Below are 19,986 nucleotides of genomic sequence, written 5' to 3' on the forward strand. Positions count from 1 at the left end.
TTGTTTCTTATATATCTAAATGAAAAGCACTAACGGTGAAGTCGTCATCCAACGGTTTAAAGTCGAGAGACGCAACGTGTGTAAAGCCCATCTTTTCATACAAATCGATAGCATTCTTCATAAAACATCCTGTATATAACCTAATGGATTGTTGTTTGCGAATTTTAGACATGTCGATGCAATGTTCTATAAGTGCTTTGCCAACGCCACGTGAGCGGAACTCAGGGGTCACTGCTAACAAGCAAATTTCAGGGTATTCACTCAGCTTTTGTTTTTCAGTACAAATAGTAGATCCAGAGGAAAGTAAAGCAACACTCCCAACAATCTCCCAACCAATTTCGGCAACAAATACCTCCATGCCAGATGGCGAATTACTAGCAAAAGCCAAATTGGATTCTAGTCGTTCCCATTGCTTCGATGAGAGCTCTTTTTGGAAAGATTGATAAGCGGCAAACCGTTGCTCTTTTAATAAATGAACTTCATTTTTCTTAGCTTCCCGGATCAACAAACCCCTCATCCCCTTTAACTCGAAATGTTCGCGTAATGAAATGTTATTCTAGACAAACTAATTATATAGAAATATATTGCATATAACAAGGAAGAAAATGGGTATGTGGATATGGAAGCGCATACACCTGTAAATTATTTGACGATTAAAAAAATAATGAAATATTATTCTTTTATTCGTTGAATTCTGATAAATGTGCTCTATAATAAATAGAAAAGAAAGGATAGGATAAATTATGAAAAAAGATTTGCGCATCAATAGCAAAGTTTTTAGTGAAGGAGCCATGAGAGCCCCGAACCGAGCAATGCTTCGTTCAGTAGGAGTAACAGACGAAGATTTTAAAAAACCAATGATTGGCGTCGCTAGCACATGGAGTGAAGTGACACCGTGTAATATACATATTGATGACTTAGCAATTAGTGCCAAAAAAGGCGCTAGAGCAGCTGGAGGCGTCCCATTTATCTTTAATACGATTACTGTTTCTGACGGAATCTCCATGGGGACAGCAGGCATGAAGTATTCACTTTCAAGCCGAGATGTAATTGCGGATTCAATTGAAACAGTTGTAGGAGCAGAAAGTTTAGATGGCTTAGTCGCAATTGGTGGCTGTGATAAAAATATCCCAGGTTGCTTAATCGCTATTGCCAACTCTGAAGTTCCAGCTGTTTTTGTTTACGGAGGAACAATCGCACCAGGTCGCCACAATAATAGAGATATTGATATTGTTTCCGTATTTGAAGGTGTAGGTCAGCACAACAATGGCGACATGGACGATAGCACATTGCGCAATATTGAGTGCGGGGCATGTCCTGGTGCTGGATCATGTGGCGGAATGTATACAGCAAATACAATGGCATCTGCTGCTGAAGCGATGGGAATGAGTTTGCCAGGAAGTTCTTCAAATCCAGCGGTATCAGCTGAAAAATTAGCGGATTGTGAAAAAGCAGGAGCAGCTGTACATAATTTACTGGAACTAGATATTTATCCAAAAGACATTATGACGAAAGAAGCATTTGAAAATGCAATCACAGTAGTTATGGCGCTTGGTGGATCGACAAATGCCATCCTTCATTTATTGGCAATTGCGCACGCAGCAGAAGTGGACTTAACGATTGATGACTTTAATCGCTTGCAAAAAACGGTTCCACATTTGGCTGATTTAAAACCAAGTGGCAAATACGTTATGCAAGATTTACACCGAGTTGGTGGGGTTCAAGCAGTTATGAAAATGTTGCTAGAAGCAGGCTACTTGCATGGCGACTGTATGACAGTTACTGGCAAAACAGTAGCAGAAAACTTAAACGAAGCGCCGGCCTTGCAAGAAGGCCAGCAAGTTATCATGCCTTTCGATAATCCGAAACGTAAAGATGGCCCGCTGATTGTCTTGAAAGGGAATTTATCTCCAAACGGCGCAGTAGCAAAAGTATCCGGTGTGAAAGTTAAACGTCATACAGGTCCAGCTCGTGTTTACAACAATGAAAAAGAAGCGACTGATGCTGTTATGGCTAACGAAATTAATGAAGGTGATGTATTAGTTATTCGTTACGTAGGACCGAAAGGTGGTCCAGGCATGCCGGAAATGTTGTCGGTTTCTGCAATTCTTGTAGGTAAAGGCATGGACGCATCGGTTGCATTATTGACGGACGGCCGCTTTTCAGGTGGAACTCATGGCTTAGTAGTGGGGCATATTGCACCAGAAGCTCAAGTTGGTGGGCCGATTGCGTTGCTTGAAGAAGGAGATATCGTGACAATCGATTCCGATCTGCAAGAAATTTCGATGGATGTATCAGAAGCGGAGTTAGAAGAACGCCGTAAACGTTGGGTAGCTCCACCACTTTATAAAAAAGGTGTGCTTGGGAAATACGCGCATAATGTTTCTTGTTCATCAAAAGGAGCCGTTACGGATTACTTGAATCGTTCATAAATGAGACCGATTAAGACAGACTTTGGCAGTCAGTTGACTTTCAGTGAAATGAAGGTCAACTGAAATGTCGGGGCACGATAAAAGGGGGAAATAACATTGGTAAATAAAAAATTTGGATTTGTTTCAATTATGATGGCAAGTGCACTCGCACTAACGGCGTGTGGCAGTTCTGATAGTGAATCATCAGGTGGAGACTCAGATGAAAAGTTCGTGCTTCAAGCGGGACATTCATTACCTGATGACCACCCATATCATATAGCGCTGCAAGAAATGGCAGATGCTGTTGATGAACGAACAGATGGACAAGTAACAATTGAAATTTTTGCAAATAGTGAAATTGGTGCTGAGCGTGAATTAACAGAAGGGATGGGACTTGGAACCGTCGATTTAGTTGTTTCTTCAACTGCGCCAGTGACAAACTTTGTACCGGAATTAGGCGTTTTGGATGTTCCATTCTTATTCCAAGACCGCGAATCAGCAGTAGAAGTGTTGGAAGGTGATATTGGTGATGAGTTATTTGCTAAGATGGAAGAAAACGGTATCATCGGTTTGTCTTGGGGAGAAAATGGCTACCGTCATATTACCAATGCAATCCGTCCAATCGAAACACCTGAAGATTTAAAAGGCTTGAAAATTAGAACGCAAGAAAATGAAATTCATTTAGCTGCTTTTGAAGCATTAGGAGCACAACCAACTCCAATGGCTTGGACTGAAGCAATTACTGCTTTGCAACAAGGTGTAGTTGATGCACAGGAAAATCCAGCGATTGTTGCTGACCAATTTAGTTTATATGATGCAAACCAAAAATACATGAGTTTAACAGGACACGTTTATTCTGTAGCCATTTATATGCTTAGCCAAAAAACATATGATGAATTGCCAGAAGAACTGCGCGATATCGTTGTAGAAGAAGGACAAAAAGCAGGCGCAAAAGAACGTGAATTGATCGTTGAAATGGAGAAAGAATCACTTCAAACATTGAAAGACCAAGGGATGGAAATTATCGAAGATATCGATACAGCTCCTTTCCAAGAAGCGGTTCTGCCTGTTTATGACACAATCGAACACCAAGACCTATTAAACGAAATTTTAGACGCACAGAAATAAAATAATACGTTAATTCAAAAAAGAGAGAATCCATTCTCTCTTTTTTATATCGGGGGCAAGAAAATGAATAAATGGATCGGTTATATGAATTTTGGTATTAAGCATGTATTAAATCTTATTATGGCATTGCTTGTTACCGTGGTGTTTCTGCAAGTGATTTTCCGATTTGTTTTGAATTCACCGTTAGCTTGGACAGAAGAGTTGGCAAGATACAGTTTGATTTGGCTAACGTTTTTAGGAGCAGCTTATGCGATGTCTTCAAAAGCCCATATCGGAATGGAGTTTTTTGTGAAATTATTTGCGGTTCCTGTCCGCAAAGCGCTTTATAGTATTGCGACATTTGCAAGTCTACTTTTTTTCTTGTTAATGGTAGTAGAAGGATACGACCTTGCGATGCAAGGGATGTCTCAAACTTCTCCAGTTTTACGGATTCCGATGGGCGTCATTTATATGGTAATTCCCGTGAGTGGGGCAATTTTAATTATTAATATGGCCTCGCAATTTTCCAAAGACTTTAAAAGCGGGGGTGTCTAGAGATGGCGTTGGTATTGTTTCTTTTATTGATGGCTTTATTTTTAATTAATGTACCGATTGCTGTGGGGCTTGGACTTGCTTCAACGCTCGTTTTCTTCATCGATGGCAATGTATCATTAATCGTTATTATTCAGCGAATGTTCAATTCGGTGGACTCGTTCCCACTTATGGCGATTCCTTTTTTCATCTTGGCAGGCAAACTGATGGAAAGTGGTGGGATTTCCCGCCGACTCATTCATTTAGCAAATGTTATTTTTGGGCGTGTGAAAGGTGGGCTCGGAATTGTATCAATCGTTGCCTGTGCTTTTTTTGCAGCAATTTCAGGTTCGGCAGCAGCCACAACAGCTGCGGTAGGTGCATTGATGATTCCAGCCATGGTTAACAAAGGCTACGATAAAAGTTTTGCGACAGCTATTCAAGCTGCTGGTGGAACCATCGGGATTATGATCCCACCTAGCGTTCCTCTCGTACTTTATGGAGTGGCAGCGGGAGTTTCAGTCAGTGAATTGTTTATCGCAGGTATTGTTCCAGGATTATTTGTAATGGTTTCGCTTATTTTACTCGTTTACTTGATTTCCTTGAAAGAAGGTTACGGGGGTGGCGAAAAATTTGGCTTGAAAGATTTCTTTAAAGCGTTTCTCGACGCATTCCTTGCATTAATGATGCCGGTAATTATTTTAGGAGGAATTTATGGAGGAATTTTCACTCCAACAGAAGCTGCGGTAGTCGCAGTCGTATACGGATTATTCGTCGGTATTTTCATATACCGCGAAATCAAGTTGACCGATTTAGCTAGGATTTTCTCTTCTTCTGTAATTGTCACTTCGGTAATTATGTTTATTATTGCCGGTGCCTCGGTGTTTGGTTATTACTTAACGCGTCAGCGAATTCCTGCCGAACTGACAGAATTAATGCTTAGTGTGACAGATAATTGGATTATTGCTTTGTTGATTTTGAACTTGTTATTGCTAATTTGTGGTGTGTTTCTTGAAACTTCAGCAGCCATCATTATTTTAACGCCGATTCTTGTACCAATTGCCAATGCTCTTGGAATTGATTTGGTGCATTTCGGTATTATTATGATTGTTAACTTAGGAATTGGGTTTATCACTCCTCCAGTTGGCGTCAATTTATTTGTTGCAGCAAATATTGCTGGAACCAAATTTGAAAGTTTGTTAAAAGCGATTGTGCCATTTATTTTGGTGATGATTGTCGATGTTTTGATCATTTCGTTTATTCCAGCAATCACGTTATTCCTTATTGGTGACTAAACTATTGGAGGAGAATTTATGACAGCATATAAAATAGCAGTACTACCTGGAGATGGAATTGGTCCCGACGTTACAAAAGAAGCAGTCAAGGTTTTGGAAGCGTTAAAGGAGCAAGATCCAACATTCGACATTGCGTTTGAACAATTTGAATGGGGCAGCGAATATTATTTAGCCAACGGATATATTATGCCTGAGGATGGCTTGGATCAATTGAAAAATTTTGATGCCATCTTATTTGGAGCTGTGGGTGATAAACGTGTGCCCGATGAAATAACCATTTGGGAACTGATTATGCCGATTCGTAAAAACTTTCAACAATACGTCAATATGCGACCTATCAAACGATTGGCTGGTATTGAGTCTCCTTTAAAAAATGAGCAACCAATTGATTTTATGGTATTCCGTGAAAATGCAGAAGGCGAGTATTCAAATATCGGCGGTCGCCTGTATCAGCAACATTCGCAAGAAATGGCGATTCAAAATACAGTGATTACAAAACAAGGTGTCGAACGAATTGCCAAATACGCATTTGAGTACGCGCAAAAAAACAACAAATCAAAAGTGACGAGTGCCACAAAATCCAATGCGATTATTCATTCGATGAAGTTATGGGACGAAGTTGTTGAATTGGTCGCAAAAGATTACAAAGATATTGAACTAGAAAGTAATTTCATCGATGCTTTAGCTGCCTATTTTGTTTTGCGTCCAGAATCGTTTGAAGTCGTAATCGCTTCTAATTTATTCGGAGATATTTTAACGGATCTAGGAGCCGCATTAGTAGGTGGATTAGGCGTTTCGCCATCAGGAAATATCAACCCCGAAGGCAATTTCCCTTCTATGTTTGAAGCGATTCATGGTTCAGCGCCGGACATTGCAGGAAAAGGAATTGCTAACCCGGTCGCTCAAATTTGGTCAGCTGCATTAATGTTGAATCATTTAGGTCGTGAAGATCTTTCGACTGCTATTGTCGATGCGATCGAACAAGTAATTCAAGAAGGAAAAGTATTAACGCCAGATTTAGGCGGCACTTCTACGACACAAGAAGTAGGTTCAGCTATTGCTGAGAAAGTCCTGATGTTGGTGAAAAACTAGGAGGGAAATTAATGGCAGTAGACAATAAAGTAGCGATTGTGACAGGTGCAAGCGGGGGAATGGGTAAAGAGGTTGTTGAGCAATTTTTGAAACAAGGATCGAAAGTTGCGGCTATCGATCTTCATGTGGATAGTCTACAGGAGTTAGAGGCGCAATACCCCGAGCAATTACTCGTTCTTCAAGGCAATTTAACAGAAGAACAAAGTGTAGCAGCGGCTATTAAGAAAACGGCAGACAAGTTTGGTCGCATTGATGTATTAGCAAATGTAGCTGGAATTGCACAAGCAGCAACAGATATTGAAAATGTGACACTCAAAGATTGGGAGCGTATTATGGCGATCAACTCAACAGCTGTATTTTTAACGTCTCGTGCAGTAGTTCCACATATGAAGCAACAGAATTGCGGGTCGATTATTAATATTGCTTCTGTTTCTGTTGACCGTCCACGACCAGGATTAAATGCATATGTGGCGTCAAAAGGAGCAACGATTTCATTGACGAAAGCTTTAGCTATCGAATTAGCCCCTTATAATATTCGGGTGAATGCGATAAATCCTGGTCCTGCAGATACGAAAATGCTAGGTGAATTTACCGCATCGGGTGTTGATGAAGGTCAAACAAAAGAAAATATATTCCGTAAAAGTGTTCCGTTAGGTGAATTGATTACACCAGAAGCAATTGCTAACTGTGTCTTATACCTCAGCTCAGATTTAGCGAAAATGATGACAGGTAGCGTTGTAAATGTTGACGGAGGACGCGGAATTTAATTGGGGAGTGAACCGAATCAGTGAAAAAACAGCAAATGTATATCAATGGAGAATGGGTAAATAGCATCGGCAACGAAAAACTTGAAACCAAAAATCCAGCAACCGGAGAAGTATTGGCAGAAGTTCCAAGAGGAAAAAAAGAGGACGTTGATGCTGCAGTTAAATCGGCCCGCACAACATTTGAGTCAGAAGAATGGCAGTCTTTCCCGCCGATTGAACGAGGGAGAATTTTACATAAAGTAGCTGCAGCATTACGTGCTGATTTAGAAGAAATTGCATTGTTAGAAACACTCGATACCGGAAAACCGTTAACGCAAGCGCGTAAAGATGTTGAGGCATCTGCTTTATATTTTGAATATTACGCGGGAATGGCGGATAAAATTTTTGGTGAAACGATACCAGTGCAACCTGGAATTCTCGATTATACATTGCGTGAACCTGTAGGCGTAACAGCTCATATTGTGCCGTGGAATTATCCGTTACAAATCATTTCACGCTCAACTGCAGCTGCGATTGCGACAGGAAACACAGTTGTTGCAAAACCTGCAGAAGATACACCGCTAACGGCGATTAAATTAGCAGAGATATTTGATGCGACTCAATTGCCAAAAGGTGTCTTTAACTTGGTGACGGGTTATGGTTTTGAAGCAGGTGCAGCGATATCTGAACATCCAGATGTTGATCATATTACTTTTACAGGTTCGGTTCAAACAGGCTCTGCTGTTATGATGGGTGCTGCGAAAAACGTTAAGCCGGTTACGCTTGAGCTAGGTGGCAAGTCACCAAACATCGTTTTTGAAGATTGCGATCAAGAAGAAGCGGTTGAGTGGGTTGTGCGTTCGATTATTCAAAATGCCGGACAAACGTGTTCGGCAGGATCTCGTGTATTGGTGCAACAGTCTATTAAAGAAGAATTTCTAAAAAAAGTTGTTGTAAAAATGGAAGAAATCCAAATTGGTAAAGGTATAGATGATTTGGATTTGGGTCCGATTTTAAATGAAAAACAATTTTCTCGTATTCTTGAATTCATGGACGTTGCCCGAAACGAAGGAGCAACATTTTTAACAGGCGGCGAGCGTCAAGAAACAGAGGGGCTCGAAAATGGCTACTTTTTTAAACCGACTGTCATTGATGGACTTGCACCAAATAGTTATGTGTCTCAAGAAGAAATTTTTGCACCAGTTGTTGCGGCATTTGCATTTGAAACCGAACAACAAGCGATTGAATTGGCCAATGGTACGGAGTATGGGCTAGTAGCTGGTATTTGGACAAAAGACGGGGCACGTGCCCACCGAGTGGCTAGTAAAATTCGTGCCGGTCAAATCTTTATCAATAATTATGGTGCTGGGGGTGGTGTGCAAATGCCATTCGGAGGATTTAAGAAAAGTGGATTTGGGCGTGAAAAAGGTCTTGAAGCATTGCGCAATTACACGGCTTTAAAAAATGTTGCGTTAAAATACTAATGTTAAAAGAATTGGAAAAGGGATGTCCTCGATTTGAGAACATCCCTTTGTTTGTTTAAGGTAACTATAATTTGTTTTGACTCAATTTTTCAACCCATATTACTGGGGAATCATTTCCATTGAAAGTATTACTTTCAGTACCGCGGTCATTGTTCCACTGGGTGCTTTCTAACCTAAGCAACGTAAACCCTACCTTCTTTTACGTCCTCGCGATCCTTAAATCGCTCCAGTGTGAATAAGTATTCTCAAAAACATTATCGTAGAATGCCAGATTATCAAAATTTACCAGTTACCTTTGTGTTAACTAAGCTATCATCTCACGTTCTCTCCTATATGTCAACCTATACACTTAGTGAAGAAAAAAGAGCAAAAAAGTTTATTGTATAGATGAAAAATAGCAGTCTCGCTTATAAAGTTGACTTTTATTTTGGTCTTACCAATATTGGTGTATAATTAGTGGCATTACTGATAGTGGAAGAAGGAGACTCTTTTATGGATAAGCATTATGCGGATGACAGTTTGGCACTACATACAGATTTATATCAAATCAATATGTCGGAGGCTTATTGGGCAGATGGGATGCACGAACGGAAAGCGATTTTTGAGTTGTTTTTCCGTAAACTACCTTTTGGCAATGGTTATGCTTTGTTTGCGGGGTTGGAACGCATTTTAGACTACTTGAGAAACTTCAAGTTTACGGACAGTGATTTAGCTTATCTTCAAGAAGAGCTTGGCTATAAGCAAGATTTCATCGATTATTTGCGAACGGTTCGGTTTACAGGAGATGTTTATTCAGTAGCGGAAGGTGAACTTGTTTTTCAAAACGAAGCATTAATTCGTGTGGAAGCTCCACTTGTCGAAGCCCAATTGATCGAAACCGCACTTTTAAACATCGTTAATTATCAAACTTTAATCGCGACTAAAGCTAGTCGAATCAAGCAAATTGTAAAAGACGAACGAGTTATGGAATTTGGAACAAGACGCGCTCAAGAAATGGATGCGGCCATTTGGGGATCGCGCGCTGCCTATATTGGAGGACTTGAAGCCACAAGTAACGCGCGTGCTGGTAAAAAATTTGGAATTCCGGTAGCAGGAACTCACGCCCATTCTATGGTTCAAGCTTATAAAAATGAATATGACGCATTTCATGCTTACGCAAAACGCCATAAAAACTGTGTTTTTTTGGTAGATACATACGATACATTAAAGTCGGGAGTGCCGATTGCGATTCAAGTAGCCAAAGAACTTGGAGATAAAATCAATTTCCAAGGAATTCGTCTAGATAGTGGAGATATTGCCTTTTTATCTAAAGAAGCACGCAAAATGTTGGATGCGGCAGGTTTTCAGGATGTAGAAATAGTCGTTTCAAATGATTTGGATGAATACACGATTTTAAACTTAAAAGCTCAAGGTGCTCGCGTAGATGCATGGGGTATTGGAACAAAACTAATCACCGCCTATGATCAACCTGCATTGGGCGCAGTTTACAAATTAGTAGCAATTGAAAACGATAAAGGTGAACTAGAAGATACCATTAAAATTTCAGGAAATGCAGAAAAAGTTACGACTCCAGGACTTAAAAATGTTTACCGCATTATCGATAAGGAAAATGGAAAGTCAGAAGGCGATTATATTGCGATGCACGATGAAGACCCTGCTTCACAACAGCGTTTGAAAATGTTCCACCCGGTTCATACTTTTGTATCGAAGTTTGTCACGAATTTTGAAGCGGTAAATATCCATCGAAAAGTTATTGAAGAAGGCCAAATTATTTATACTAACCCAAGTGTCCAAGAAATGCAGAACTATGCAATTCGAAATATGGACTTGTTGTGGGATGAATACAAACGTTCGCTCAACCCGGAAGAATACCCAGTGGATTTAAGTCAAAAGTGCTGGGATAACAAAATGCGCAACATTCAAGAAGTACGAGATGCCATTCACGAATTTACTGGAGAATAAGGAGGATTTTAATGTCTACTCTACAACAGCAAATTATTGAAGAACTAAAAGTACAACCTACTATCGAACCGAAAGAAGAAATTGAACGGACAATCCAGTTTTTAAAAGATTACTTGAAACGCCATACGTTTCTAAAAGGATATGTTCTCGGAATTTCAGGTGGTCAAGATTCGACATTGCTTGGCAAGTTAACGCAAATGGCAATTGATCAATTAAATGAAGAGTCGGGAAGTAATGATTATGCATTTTATGCAGTTCGCTTACCTTACGGTGTTCAACTTGATGAGCATGATGCTAAAGATGCAATGAACTTTATCCAACCAACTAAACTTTATACGGTAAATATTAAAGGCGCGGTTGATGCTAGTGAGCAAGCACTAAAAGAAGCAGGGATCGAATTAACCGATTTTGCAAAAGGCAATGAAAAAGCACGTGAACGGATGAAAGCTCAATATTCGATTGCAGCAATGCACAGTTCAGCCGTACTTGGAACCGATCATGCAGCAGAAGCCATCACAGGTTTTTATACGAAATTCGGTGATGGGGCAGCTGATTTAACTCCTTTATTTCGTTTGAACAAACGTCAAGGAAAAGCGATGCTACAAGAACTTGGGAGTCCAGAGCATCTGTATTTAAAAGTTCCAACTGCAGATTTAGAAGAAGACAAGCCAGCACTTCCGGATGAAGTAGCTTTAGGCGTAACTTATAAGTTAATCGATGACTATTTAGAAGGTAAGGAAATACCTGCAGATGCACAAGAAAAGCTAGAAGGTCATTATTTAAGAACACAGCATAAGCGTCATTTACCAATTACAGTATTTGATGATTTTTGGAAATAAATTTGCGAAAAAGCAGGAGATCATAGTGGATCCCTGCTTTTTTATTTGGAATAACGAATCGAGAAAACTTCTCGTGCAGTTGAGTTATGAGCGGCTTTTCGTTATGATTACGATAAGATTGTGATAATTCAAAACATTTTCTGCTTTAAATTGGAGGAACTTATAAATGAATGCTAAAGAGCGATTGGAAAAAGTAATAGATAATATTGAAAAAGTGATTATTGGAAAGCGTGATATTGCCGAGCTTAGCATAGTGGCAATGCTTTCTCATGGCCATGTTTTATTGGAGGATGTTCCAGGTGTTGGTAAAACAATGTTGGTTCGTGCTTTAGCAAAATCGGTGGGTGCTGATTTTAAACGGATTCAATTTACACCTGACTTATTGCCGTCAGATGTGATTGGTGTGTCTATTTACAATCCGAAAGACATGGAATTCCATTTTCGACCGGGTCCCATTATGGGCAATATTATTTTAGCAGATGAAATCAACCGGACCTCCCCGAAAACACAATCTTCTCTTTTAGAAGCAATGGAAGAAGCCTCGGTCACAATTGATGGAGTCACAATGCAAATCCCGAAGCCGTTCTTTGTCATGGCTACACAAAATCCAATTGAATACGAAGGAACATACCCTTTGCCGGAAGCACAGCTTGACCGCTTTTTATTGAAAATCAAAATGGGTTATCCCTCGTCAAGAGAAGAAATGGAAGTATTAAACCGTGCACAAGTTGCTGCGCCAATTGAAGAATTGACTTCTGTCATTTCTCTCGAAGAGTTGTTAGAACTGCAAGCCCAAGTGAGAACGATTAAAGTAGATGAAACCATTCGAAGTTATATTGTGGATTTGTCTCGGCAAACACGTCAGGATGCCTATGTGTATTTAGGGGTCAGTCCGCGAGGGTCAATTGCGTTGATGAAAGCTTCGCAAGCTTATGCATTATTGAAAGGCAGGGATTATGTAACGCCTGATGATGTTCAGTATTTAGCAAAATTTGTTTTTGGGCATCGTATTATGTTGCGCTCAGAGGCTCGTTACGATGGAATAACGGTAGAAGAGATTACAGAACGCATTTTGGCGAAAACTCATGTACCTGTTCAAAGGTTTGTTGGTAAATGAAGCACCTGAAAAACAGTACCGCTTTATGGGGTCGCATTATAGTTGTGCTTTTACTGTTATTTATAACTTTTTCGTTTGCTATGTTCCAAGGTGGATTTGTTAGCTGGTTTATTTTTTATATGTCATTGCCGTTCATCATTTATTCCGTGCTGTTAGCTTTCTATCCTTTGCAGAAAATTGAAGTTTCCCGAGAAGTTCATACGACACAAGTACGTAAGGGTGGAGACTTTTCTGCGAAAGTTACCATTTATCGAAAAAATCCTTTCCCGCTCCTTTATACCGTATTAAGTGAACAAACCCATTCTCCGTCGTTGAACAAAATTATCACAAATCAGCGACCGAAAATGATTGTTCCAGGATTTCGAAGATCTTATTCTTGGACGTATGTTATAGAAAATATGCCTAGAGGAGAGCATGTGTTAGAAGGGGTTTGTTTAGAAATTTCGGATTTCTTTGGGTGGGTGAAAAAAAGTCGCTTATTACCGGTCCAACAAACGATTTTGGTTTATCCCAATACAGTAGAAATGGCATACCGTCCCATAGAATCACGTTATGATCATGGATCGATGGCTGCACCTTTTACTTTAGTGAAAGACACCACAATGGCAAGCGGTGTTCGTGATTACCAACCGGGGGACCGAGTTTCATGGATTCACTGGAAATCCTATGCGCGTACGCAAACTTTGCGCACGAAAGAATTTGAAGATCGGCAGTCTCAAGATCTTTTTTTACTCGACGATCGGAGAGACTCGGAGAAATTTGAATTGCAAGTAGAGTTAGTCGCGTCTATATTAAAGTCAATTGTACACGCTAATTCAAGCTTAGCTTATTTATCCATTGGTCAAAAGCGTAATTATTTCCCCGTCGTTCACACAGAAGCTCATTTACAACGAATTATGTATCATTTAGCAAAAGTGCAAAGTGACTTGGACAAACCAGTAGATCAAGCGATTGGACAAGAACTTCAACAAATGAATACTTCAAGCCTGTTATATGTGACGAGTCAACTTACAATAGAAATGGTTCAATCCATTCAAAAAAATGCTAAAACCTTGAGTAATTGCATGTGTTTAGTTGTTGTGAGGAAAGGTGAAACGTTATTAGAAGAAGATGAAAAAGTGCATCAATTCGCTCGTTCGAAAGGATTTGTTGTGAAACGTGTGGGTCCTGAGAACTTTGCGACTGTATTTACGGAGGTGAGCCGACAATGACTTCCATTAGAAAAAACAAATTTTTCATGGCCATCTTGTATATATTAGTTTTCTTTATGCTAGCTGAATGGTTAACGCCAGTTATTGTGTTAACCGAAACAGGTCATCAAGCCTTGTTTTTAATTTTTATAGCGGGTGGATTATTGATGGCTTTTTTGAGAGTTCCTTGGTGGTTTTCAGGACCCATAAAAGTTTTGTATATTTTATGGTTTGTGGTTTATGTCTATACAGGTAACGTGTTTTTTACAGGCGAAGCTATACAGTTTCTTCAATCAAATGTTAGTATGAATTTTTCGGCTTTGATTAGTCAAAATTGGGAACAAACAACAGATGTTTTCCGAACCATCTTGTTTTTTGTATTGTTATGGATGGCCATATACTTGATTCATTACTGGGTTAGTTTCAGGTCCAGCATTTTTTTGTTCTATATATTAACGGTTGTATTTATCGCAGTGTTGGATACATTCAGTCCTTATTCAGGAGAAACAGCCATTGTTCGCATCATGATTATTGGTCTTTTGCTGGCAGGTCTATTGTATTTAGTACGATGGATGGAAAGTCACCAAATATCAGAGCATGCTGATAAAGTAGCTTTGTTTACAGTACCACTTGTTTTAGGAATCGCAGTTTCGACGGCGTTTGCATTGTATTTGCCGAAATCAGATCCGATTTGGCCAGACCCAGTTCCGTTTCTCACTTCCTTCTCAGGACAAGGTGGTCCGGGAAGTGGTGGCAATGTAGGAAGAATTGGATACGGAGTTGATGATTCACGCCTAGGTGGTTCGTTTATAGGGGACGATACGCCAGTCTTCCGTGCAGAAGTATCGGAAGGTCAGTACTGGAAAGTTGAGTCGAAAGATACTTACACGACAAAAGGCTGGGAGCTGACGGAAAATGTAGGTGAGTCAGTGATTTACAGAAACAATGAAACTGTAGATACAGAGTTTGTCTTAGGAGAAGAATTGGAAACGACAGTCGTTTCGATGGAGCAGGAATTTCCTTTTGTTCTATATCCTTACGGAACCGAATCTTTTTCGATGGAAGAATCTCCAGAATATCAATATAGTTCAGCGGATCAACGCTTTGAAACTTACCAAAATGGAGAAGAATTGGAACCGGAAGAATATGAAGTTTCTTTTGCTGAGCCTAGTTATAGTTTAAAAACATTGCGGCAAACGAGTGAAGAAGAATTACAAGAACTGCCTATGGAATTTGATCGTTACGTACAATTGCCGGATGAACTTCCTGAGAGGGTTCGTGACTTAGCTGCTGAAATAACCGCGAATAGTGAGACGGTTTACGATCAGGCGTTAGCTATTGAAAGGTATTTCAATACAGCTGAATTTACTTATAGTCAAACGGATATTCCAATTCCAAAAGAAGATGAAGATTACGTAGATCAGTTTTTATTTGAAACGAAAAGAGGTTATTGTGATAATTTTTCAACCTCTATGGTTGTGTTGTTACGGTCGCTTGATATCCCCGCTCGCTGGGTTAAAGGTTTCAATGAAGGAGAACTAATCGATTCGCAAGGAGAAACCGACATCTATGAGGTAACAAATAACAATGCACACTCGTGGGTAGAAGCTTATATGCCAGGCGTAGGATGGATGTTGTTTGAACCTACGATTGGTTTTACAGGTTCATCATCTATTGATTTTGACTTAGAGCTAGATCCAACGGACCCAGAACAACCCGATCCTCAAGAGCGTCCAGAGGCACAAGAACCTGAAAGTGCAGAAGATGAAGAAGTTGTGGTGTCTTCGCAAACTGCTTTTTGGAATCGTCTTACGGATTATATTTCAACCAATCGTTGGAAACTGGTTTGGACATTTATTGTGTTGGGTGTTATAGGAGCTATTCTTTTCAAAATTCGTCACAGGTGGATGCCTAAATTTCTTATTTCTTATTACCGGATGCGTGGGCAAGAACCGGTTCAATTTGAAAAAGCTTACTTAAGATTATTGAAACAACTAGAATTATACGGCATCCACCGGAAGTCAGGCCAAACCTTAAAATCATATGCAGCTTACATTGATTCATTTTTTGGGACACGAGAAATGTCTGAATTGACCGCAGCTTATGAACGGATGATTTATGGGGGAGATGCTGAATCCATTGACTGGCATGAGTTAAAGGAAAGTTGGGAAAATTTAATCAATCGGACAAGCGGTTGATTTTACAACCTTTAAAATGTACAATTGATTAAATTATAAATTACAGGTGCCCTCATATATGTCCGATAATATGGATCGGATGTCTCTACCAAGTCCCCGGAAATGACTTGACTATGAAGGTGGATGACGCACGCTTTTTGACGTGTGCATTCGCCTTTTTGATGTAGAGCAGAAGAACGCGAGGTCCATTTTTCGCGTTCTTTTGTTATTTTGAGACCTGAATCGAATAGAAGAGGTGAAGGTTTTGCCAGTTAGTCCTATGTTGAAAGAACAGAAAAAAATCGTTGTTTTGGATTTCGGAAGTCAATACAATCAGTTGATCACTCGCCGCATCCGTGAAATCGGTGTTTACAGCGAGCTTCACCCGCACACAATCACTGCTGAAGAAATCAAAGAGATGAATGCTACGGGAATTATTTTCTCTGGTGGTCCCAATTCTGTTTATGATGAAAATGCATTTTCAATTGATGATGCGATTTTTGAAATGGGCTTGCCGATTTTAGGGATTTGCTACGGTATGCAATTAATGGCTCTCCATTTAGAAGGAAAAGTAGAAAAAGCACAAAACCGTGAGTACGGCAAAGCGGAACTAAAGTTGACGAAAGAAAGCAAAATCTTTAAAGACCTTCCGGAAGAACAAATCGTTTGGATGAGCCACGGTGATTTAGTTACAGCTGCACCTCCAGGATTTGATGTGATTGGAACAAGCGCAAGCTGCCCAATTGCTTCAATGGCAGATGAAAGCCGCGGATTCTATGGCGTTCAATTCCACCCGGAAGTACGTCACTCGATTTATGGCAATGATTTATTGCGCAAGTTTGTTTATGACGTTTGCGGAATGCAAGATGACTGGTCAATGGAAAACTACATTGAATTAGAAATCGAAAAAATCCGTGAAGAAGTCGGCGACAAAAAAGTGCTTTGCGCACTTAGTGGCGGAGTAGATTCTTCTGTCGTTGCTGTCTTGATTCATAAAGCAATTGGCGATCAATTAACATGTATGTTTGTTGATCACGGTCTTCTTCGTAAAGGAGAGGCAGAAAGCGTGATGAAAACTTTTGCTGACGGATTCAACATGAACGTTATCAAAATCGATGCACGCGATCGTTTCATGAGTAAACTTGAAGGCGTTACTGATCCAGAGAAAAAACGTAAAATTATCGGGAACGAATTTATCTATGTATTTGATGATGAAGCTTCGAAACTCGAGGGTATGGACTTTCTTGCACAAGGAACGCTGTACACTGACATTATCGAAAGTGGAACAACAACTGCACAAACGATTAAATCCCACCATAATGTTGGGGGATTACCGGATGACATGCAGTTTAAATTGATCGAACCGTTAAATACATTATTCAAAGACGAAGTACGTGTTCTTGGTACTGAGCTTGGTATGCCAGAAGAAATCGTTTGGCGTCAGCCGTTCCCGGGTCCAGGACTTGGTATTCGCATCATGGGAGCTGTAACAGAAGAAAAATTAGAAATTGTCCGTGAGTCTGACTGGATTTTACGCGATGAAATCAAAAAAGCAGGCCTCGATCGTGACATTTGGCAATACTTCACTGTGTTACCGGATTTGCGCAGCGTAGGAGTAATGGGCGATGCCCGCACTTACGATTACGCAATCGGTATTCGCGCAGTAACATCAATTGACGGAATGACTTCTGATTGGGCTCGTATTCCTTGGGAAGTTTTAGAGAAAATCAGTGTTCGTTTAGTCAATGAAGTAGATCACATTAACCGTGTATTGTATGATATTACGAGCAAGCCACCAGCAACAATCGAGTGGGAATAAAGATAGCATGCCGACTAAATCAGTCGGCATTTTTCTTTTTCACGAACTTTTTTGTATTATTTATTAAAAATGTTCGTGTTTGGTATTGTTAATTCGTTTTATACATGATATATTACGATAGAAATTAAATAAGCTTGTCGTATAATGTCGGGGATATGGCCCGAAAGTTTCTACCGAGTTACCGTAAATAACTCGACTACGATTTTAATCCTGTTCACTATTGAGCGGGATGCCTTTCATTTTTTATGTGAAGGGATAAATCGAACGCATACGGCAATCTGCTGTGTGCGTTTTTCTTTTGTAGGATTTATACGCAGGCAAGTCGGAGGAATCAGCATGAAAAAGTATTTTCAGTTTGAAGAACTAGGAACGAATTACCGCCGTGAATTTATTGGCGGTTTAACAACGTTTCTTGCGATGGCATATATTCTTGTCGTCAACCCGTTAACTTTAACGTTACAGTCAGTACCCGATCTTCCAGATTCAATGCGGATGAATTATGGAGCCGTATTTATGGCTACAGCATTAGCTGCTGCAATCGGTTGTTTAATAATGGGGATTCTCGCGAAATATCCAATTGCGCTTGCTCCAGGTATGGGCTTAAACGCATTTTTTGCTTACACGGTTATTCTAACTTACGGGATTCCTTGGCAAACTGCATTAACAGGCGTTTTATTTTCAGGACTTATTTTTATTCTTCTTACGTTAACAGGTCTTCGTGAACTAATCATCAACTCGATTCCTGCTGAATTAAAATATGCAGTAGGAGCAGGGATTGGCTTATTCATTACGTTTATCGGATTACAAAATGCAAATATCATCGTAGACAATCCAGCTACTTTAGTTGGACTAGGAGATCTTTCAAACAGTTCAGCGTTGTTAGCAATCTTTGGATTAATCATAACTGTAATCTTTATGGCTCGCGGTATCCAAGGTGGAATTTTCTTTGGGATTTTAATCGCAGCGGTAGTTGGAATGATCTTTGGTGTTGTGAACTGGCCTAGTGCAATTATTGACTTGAACGTTCCAAGCATGGCTCCAACTTTCGGTGTAGCGCTTGAACCAATCTTTAACGATTTTGGGTCATTGATAAATATTCAGTTTCTCGTTATTGTATTGACTTTCCTATTTGTTGACTTCTTCGACACTGCTGGAACTTTAGTAGCTGTGGCTAATCAGGCAGGCTTGATGAAAGACAACAAACTTCCAAGAGCAGGCAAAGCATTACTAGCAGATTCTATTGCGACAGTTAGCGGAGCGATCTTCGGAACATCAACAACGACTTCTTATATTGAATCATCTGCAGGAGTTGCAGCGGGTGCACGATCTGGCTTTGCAGCTGTAGTAACAGGTGTGCTGTTCCTTATCTCGATTTTCTTTTATCCAGTCCTTGAAGTAATCACTAGTGCCGTGACAGCTCCGGCTTTAATCATCGTAGGTGTCTTGATGGTTTCAGCGCTCGGGAAAATTGACTGGACAAAATTTGAAGTCGCAGTTCCTGCTTTCCTAACGATGATCGCTATGCCACTTGGCTATAGTATCGCAACAGGTATTGCCATTGGATTTATCTTCTATCCAATCACAATGCTTGTAGCAGGAAAAGGAAAACAGATTCATCCGATTATGTATGGATTGTTTGTCATCTTCGTTCTTTACTTTATTTTCTTAGCGTAAGATAGGAAGTCCGCCAATTTACTTGGTGGACTTTTTTCTTTGAGCTAACAAAAAATGAAAACTGTATTTTATAGAAGAAACTCGAATGGGACTGTAGGCTAATGGAAAGTGGGGAAAGAGTTTCGAGCTTTTAAAATGAGAAGGGTGAGAATAGAACCATGACTTTATTATTGAGAAATTTCAATTCCTGAACAAGAAAGGAAAGCTTAGAAATATAAGGGGAACTCTGCAATGTAAAGGGGAAACTTCCTTACTTATTTGTAACGAAAATGTAATCTGAATAATTAGATAAATCTGTTATACTTAATTTACGAAAAAAGTTCATTAAAGTGTTGACTCTATATATATGAGCGTGGTATATTAATTGAGTCGCCAATGAGCGCGACAAACTGAACCTTGAAAACTGAACAGCAAAACGTCAACGAAAGACGTCACGAGCACCTCGGTGCGAGAACGGCTTTTGCGAAGGTTGCCTTTGGCAATCAGAGCAAAGTGGTTTTTCATCTCAGTGTTCGTGACTACAATTTACTGATCAGCATTAC

15 protein-coding genes and 2 riboswitches are annotated in these 19,986 nt (G+C 39.9%); of the genes, 14 read left to right on the top strand and 1 reads right to left on the bottom strand.

Going from position 1 to position 19,986, the window contains the following annotated elements; genetic code table 11:
* Positions 1-7: 7 nt before the first annotated feature.
* Positions 8-508, bottom strand: a complete 501-nt coding sequence (locus GPDM_RS10735) for a GNAT family N-acetyltransferase (RefSeq protein ID WP_008431297.1) — start codon at positions 506-508, stop codon at positions 8-10.
* A 235-nt stretch (positions 509-743) separates the two neighbouring features.
* On the opposite strand from GPDM_RS10735, the gene ilvD reads away from it, so the two are divergent.
* From ilvD to GPDM_RS10805, 14 genes are all read left to right on the top strand, one after another.
* The gene (gene ilvD, locus GPDM_RS10740; RefSeq protein WP_008431298.1) at positions 744-2,432 is read left to right on the top strand and encodes a dihydroxy-acid dehydratase; all 1,689 of its coding nucleotides are present in this window, start codon (positions 744-746) and stop codon (positions 2,430-2,432) included.
* A gap of 129 nt (positions 2,433-2,561) precedes the next feature.
* Positions 2,562-3,539 carry a TRAP transporter substrate-binding protein gene (locus GPDM_RS10745; RefSeq protein WP_039863320.1) on the top strand — a complete coding sequence of 326 codons (978 nt, stop codon included), beginning with the start codon at positions 2,562-2,564 and terminating at the stop codon, positions 3,537-3,539.
* A 63-nt stretch (positions 3,540-3,602) separates the two neighbouring features.
* Positions 3,603-4,073 (top strand): TRAP transporter small permease, encoded by a 471-nt coding sequence (locus GPDM_RS10750; protein ID WP_008431302.1) that lies wholly within the window; start codon positions 3,603-3,605, stop codon positions 4,071-4,073.
* Between the two features lie 2 nt (positions 4,074-4,075).
* Complete coding sequence (locus GPDM_RS10755; RefSeq protein ID WP_008431305.1) at positions 4,076-5,344, top strand: TRAP transporter large permease; 1,269 nt, start codon at positions 4,076-4,078, stop codon at positions 5,342-5,344.
* A gap of 18 nt (positions 5,345-5,362) precedes the next feature.
* Positions 5,363-6,436, top strand: coding sequence for a tartrate dehydrogenase (locus tag GPDM_RS10760; RefSeq protein ID WP_008431307.1), 1,074 nt, complete (start codon positions 5,363-5,365; stop codon positions 6,434-6,436).
* A gap of 11 nt (positions 6,437-6,447) precedes the next feature.
* Positions 6,448-7,203: an SDR family NAD(P)-dependent oxidoreductase gene (locus GPDM_RS10765; protein WP_008431309.1), complete on the top strand. Its 756-nt coding sequence runs from the start codon at positions 6,448-6,450 to the stop codon at positions 7,201-7,203.
* 20 nt (positions 7,204-7,223) lie between these two features.
* Positions 7,224-8,666, top strand: coding sequence for an aldehyde dehydrogenase family protein (locus GPDM_RS10770; protein ID WP_008431311.1), 1,443 nt, complete (start codon positions 7,224-7,226; stop codon positions 8,664-8,666).
* A 492-nt stretch (positions 8,667-9,158) separates the two neighbouring features.
* Positions 9,159-10,628: a nicotinate phosphoribosyltransferase gene (locus GPDM_RS10775; protein ID WP_008431313.1), complete on the top strand. Its 1,470-nt coding sequence runs from the start codon at positions 9,159-9,161 to the stop codon at positions 10,626-10,628.
* A gap of 11 nt (positions 10,629-10,639) precedes the next feature.
* The gene (nadE, locus tag GPDM_RS10780; RefSeq protein ID WP_008431315.1) at positions 10,640-11,467 is read left to right on the top strand and encodes an ammonia-dependent NAD(+) synthetase; all 828 of its coding nucleotides are present in this window, start codon (positions 10,640-10,642) and stop codon (positions 11,465-11,467) included.
* 166 nt (positions 11,468-11,633) lie between these two features.
* Positions 11,634-12,584 (top strand): AAA family ATPase, encoded by a 951-nt coding sequence (locus GPDM_RS10785; RefSeq protein ID WP_008431317.1) that lies wholly within the window; start codon positions 11,634-11,636, stop codon positions 12,582-12,584.
* Positions 12,581-13,795: a DUF58 domain-containing protein gene (locus GPDM_RS10790; RefSeq protein WP_008431319.1), complete on the top strand. Its 1,215-nt coding sequence runs from the start codon at positions 12,581-12,583 to the stop codon at positions 13,793-13,795. Before GPDM_RS10785 ends, GPDM_RS10790 begins: the two co-directional genes overlap by 4 nt.
* Complete coding sequence (locus GPDM_RS10795) at positions 13,792-15,972, top strand: DUF4129 domain-containing transglutaminase family protein (RefSeq protein ID WP_008431325.1); 2,181 nt, start codon at positions 13,792-13,794, stop codon at positions 15,970-15,972. Before GPDM_RS10790 ends, GPDM_RS10795 begins: the two co-directional genes overlap by 4 nt.
* A 32-nt stretch (positions 15,973-16,004) precedes the next feature.
* Positions 16,005-16,106, top strand: a riboswitch (purine riboswitch).
* Between the two features lie 125 nt (positions 16,107-16,231).
* On the top strand, positions 16,232-17,770 hold the full coding sequence (gene guaA, locus GPDM_RS10800; RefSeq protein WP_008431327.1) for a glutamine-hydrolyzing GMP synthase: 1,539 nt from the start codon (positions 16,232-16,234) through the stop codon (positions 17,768-17,770).
* 117 nt (positions 17,771-17,887) lie between these two features.
* Positions 17,888-17,989: riboswitch (purine riboswitch) on the top strand.
* 117 nt (positions 17,990-18,106) lie between these two features.
* Complete coding sequence (locus tag GPDM_RS10805; RefSeq protein WP_008431329.1) at positions 18,107-19,444, top strand: NCS2 family permease; 1,338 nt, start codon at positions 18,107-18,109, stop codon at positions 19,442-19,444.
* Positions 19,445-19,986: the final 542 nt, after the last annotated feature.

The sequence above is a fragment of the Planococcus donghaensis MPA1U2 genome (assembly GCF_000189395.1).
Taxonomy (GTDB): Bacteria; Bacillota; Bacilli; order Bacillales_A; family Planococcaceae; genus Planococcus; species Planococcus donghaensis_B.

What these genes read in the sequence shown, in the direction of transcription:
- GPDM_RS10785 (WP_008431317.1), top strand. Translation starts at nt 11,634, where the DNA reads ATGAATGCTAAAGAGCGATTGGAAAAAGTAATAGATAATATTGAAAAA.
- ilvD (WP_008431298.1), top strand. Translation starts at nt 744, where the DNA reads ATGAAAAAAGATTTGCGCATCAATAGCAAAGTTTTTAGTGAAGGAGCC.
- GPDM_RS10750 (WP_008431302.1), top strand. Translation starts at nt 3,603, where the DNA reads ATGAATAAATGGATCGGTTATATGAATTTTGGTATTAAGCATGTATTA.
- GPDM_RS10760 (WP_008431307.1), top strand. Translation starts at nt 5,363, where the DNA reads ATGACAGCATATAAAATAGCAGTACTACCTGGAGATGGAATTGGTCCC.
- GPDM_RS10790 (WP_008431319.1), top strand. Translation starts at nt 12,581, where the DNA reads ATGAAGCACCTGAAAAACAGTACCGCTTTATGGGGTCGCATTATAGTT.
- GPDM_RS10775 (WP_008431313.1), top strand. Translation starts at nt 9,159, where the DNA reads ATGGATAAGCATTATGCGGATGACAGTTTGGCACTACATACAGATTTA.
- GPDM_RS10755 (WP_008431305.1), top strand. Translation starts at nt 4,076, where the DNA reads ATGGCGTTGGTATTGTTTCTTTTATTGATGGCTTTATTTTTAATTAAT.
- GPDM_RS10765 (WP_008431309.1), top strand. Translation starts at nt 6,448, where the DNA reads ATGGCAGTAGACAATAAAGTAGCGATTGTGACAGGTGCAAGCGGGGGA.
- GPDM_RS10745 (WP_039863320.1), top strand. Translation starts at nt 2,562, where the DNA reads ATGATGGCAAGTGCACTCGCACTAACGGCGTGTGGCAGTTCTGATAGT.
- GPDM_RS10805 (WP_008431329.1), top strand. Translation starts at nt 18,107, where the DNA reads ATGAAAAAGTATTTTCAGTTTGAAGAACTAGGAACGAATTACCGCCGT.
- nadE (WP_008431315.1), top strand. Translation starts at nt 10,640, where the DNA reads ATGTCTACTCTACAACAGCAAATTATTGAAGAACTAAAAGTACAACCT.
- guaA (WP_008431327.1), top strand. Translation starts at nt 16,232, where the DNA reads ATGTTGAAAGAACAGAAAAAAATCGTTGTTTTGGATTTCGGAAGTCAA.
- GPDM_RS10795 (WP_008431325.1), top strand. Translation starts at nt 13,792, where the DNA reads ATGACTTCCATTAGAAAAAACAAATTTTTCATGGCCATCTTGTATATA.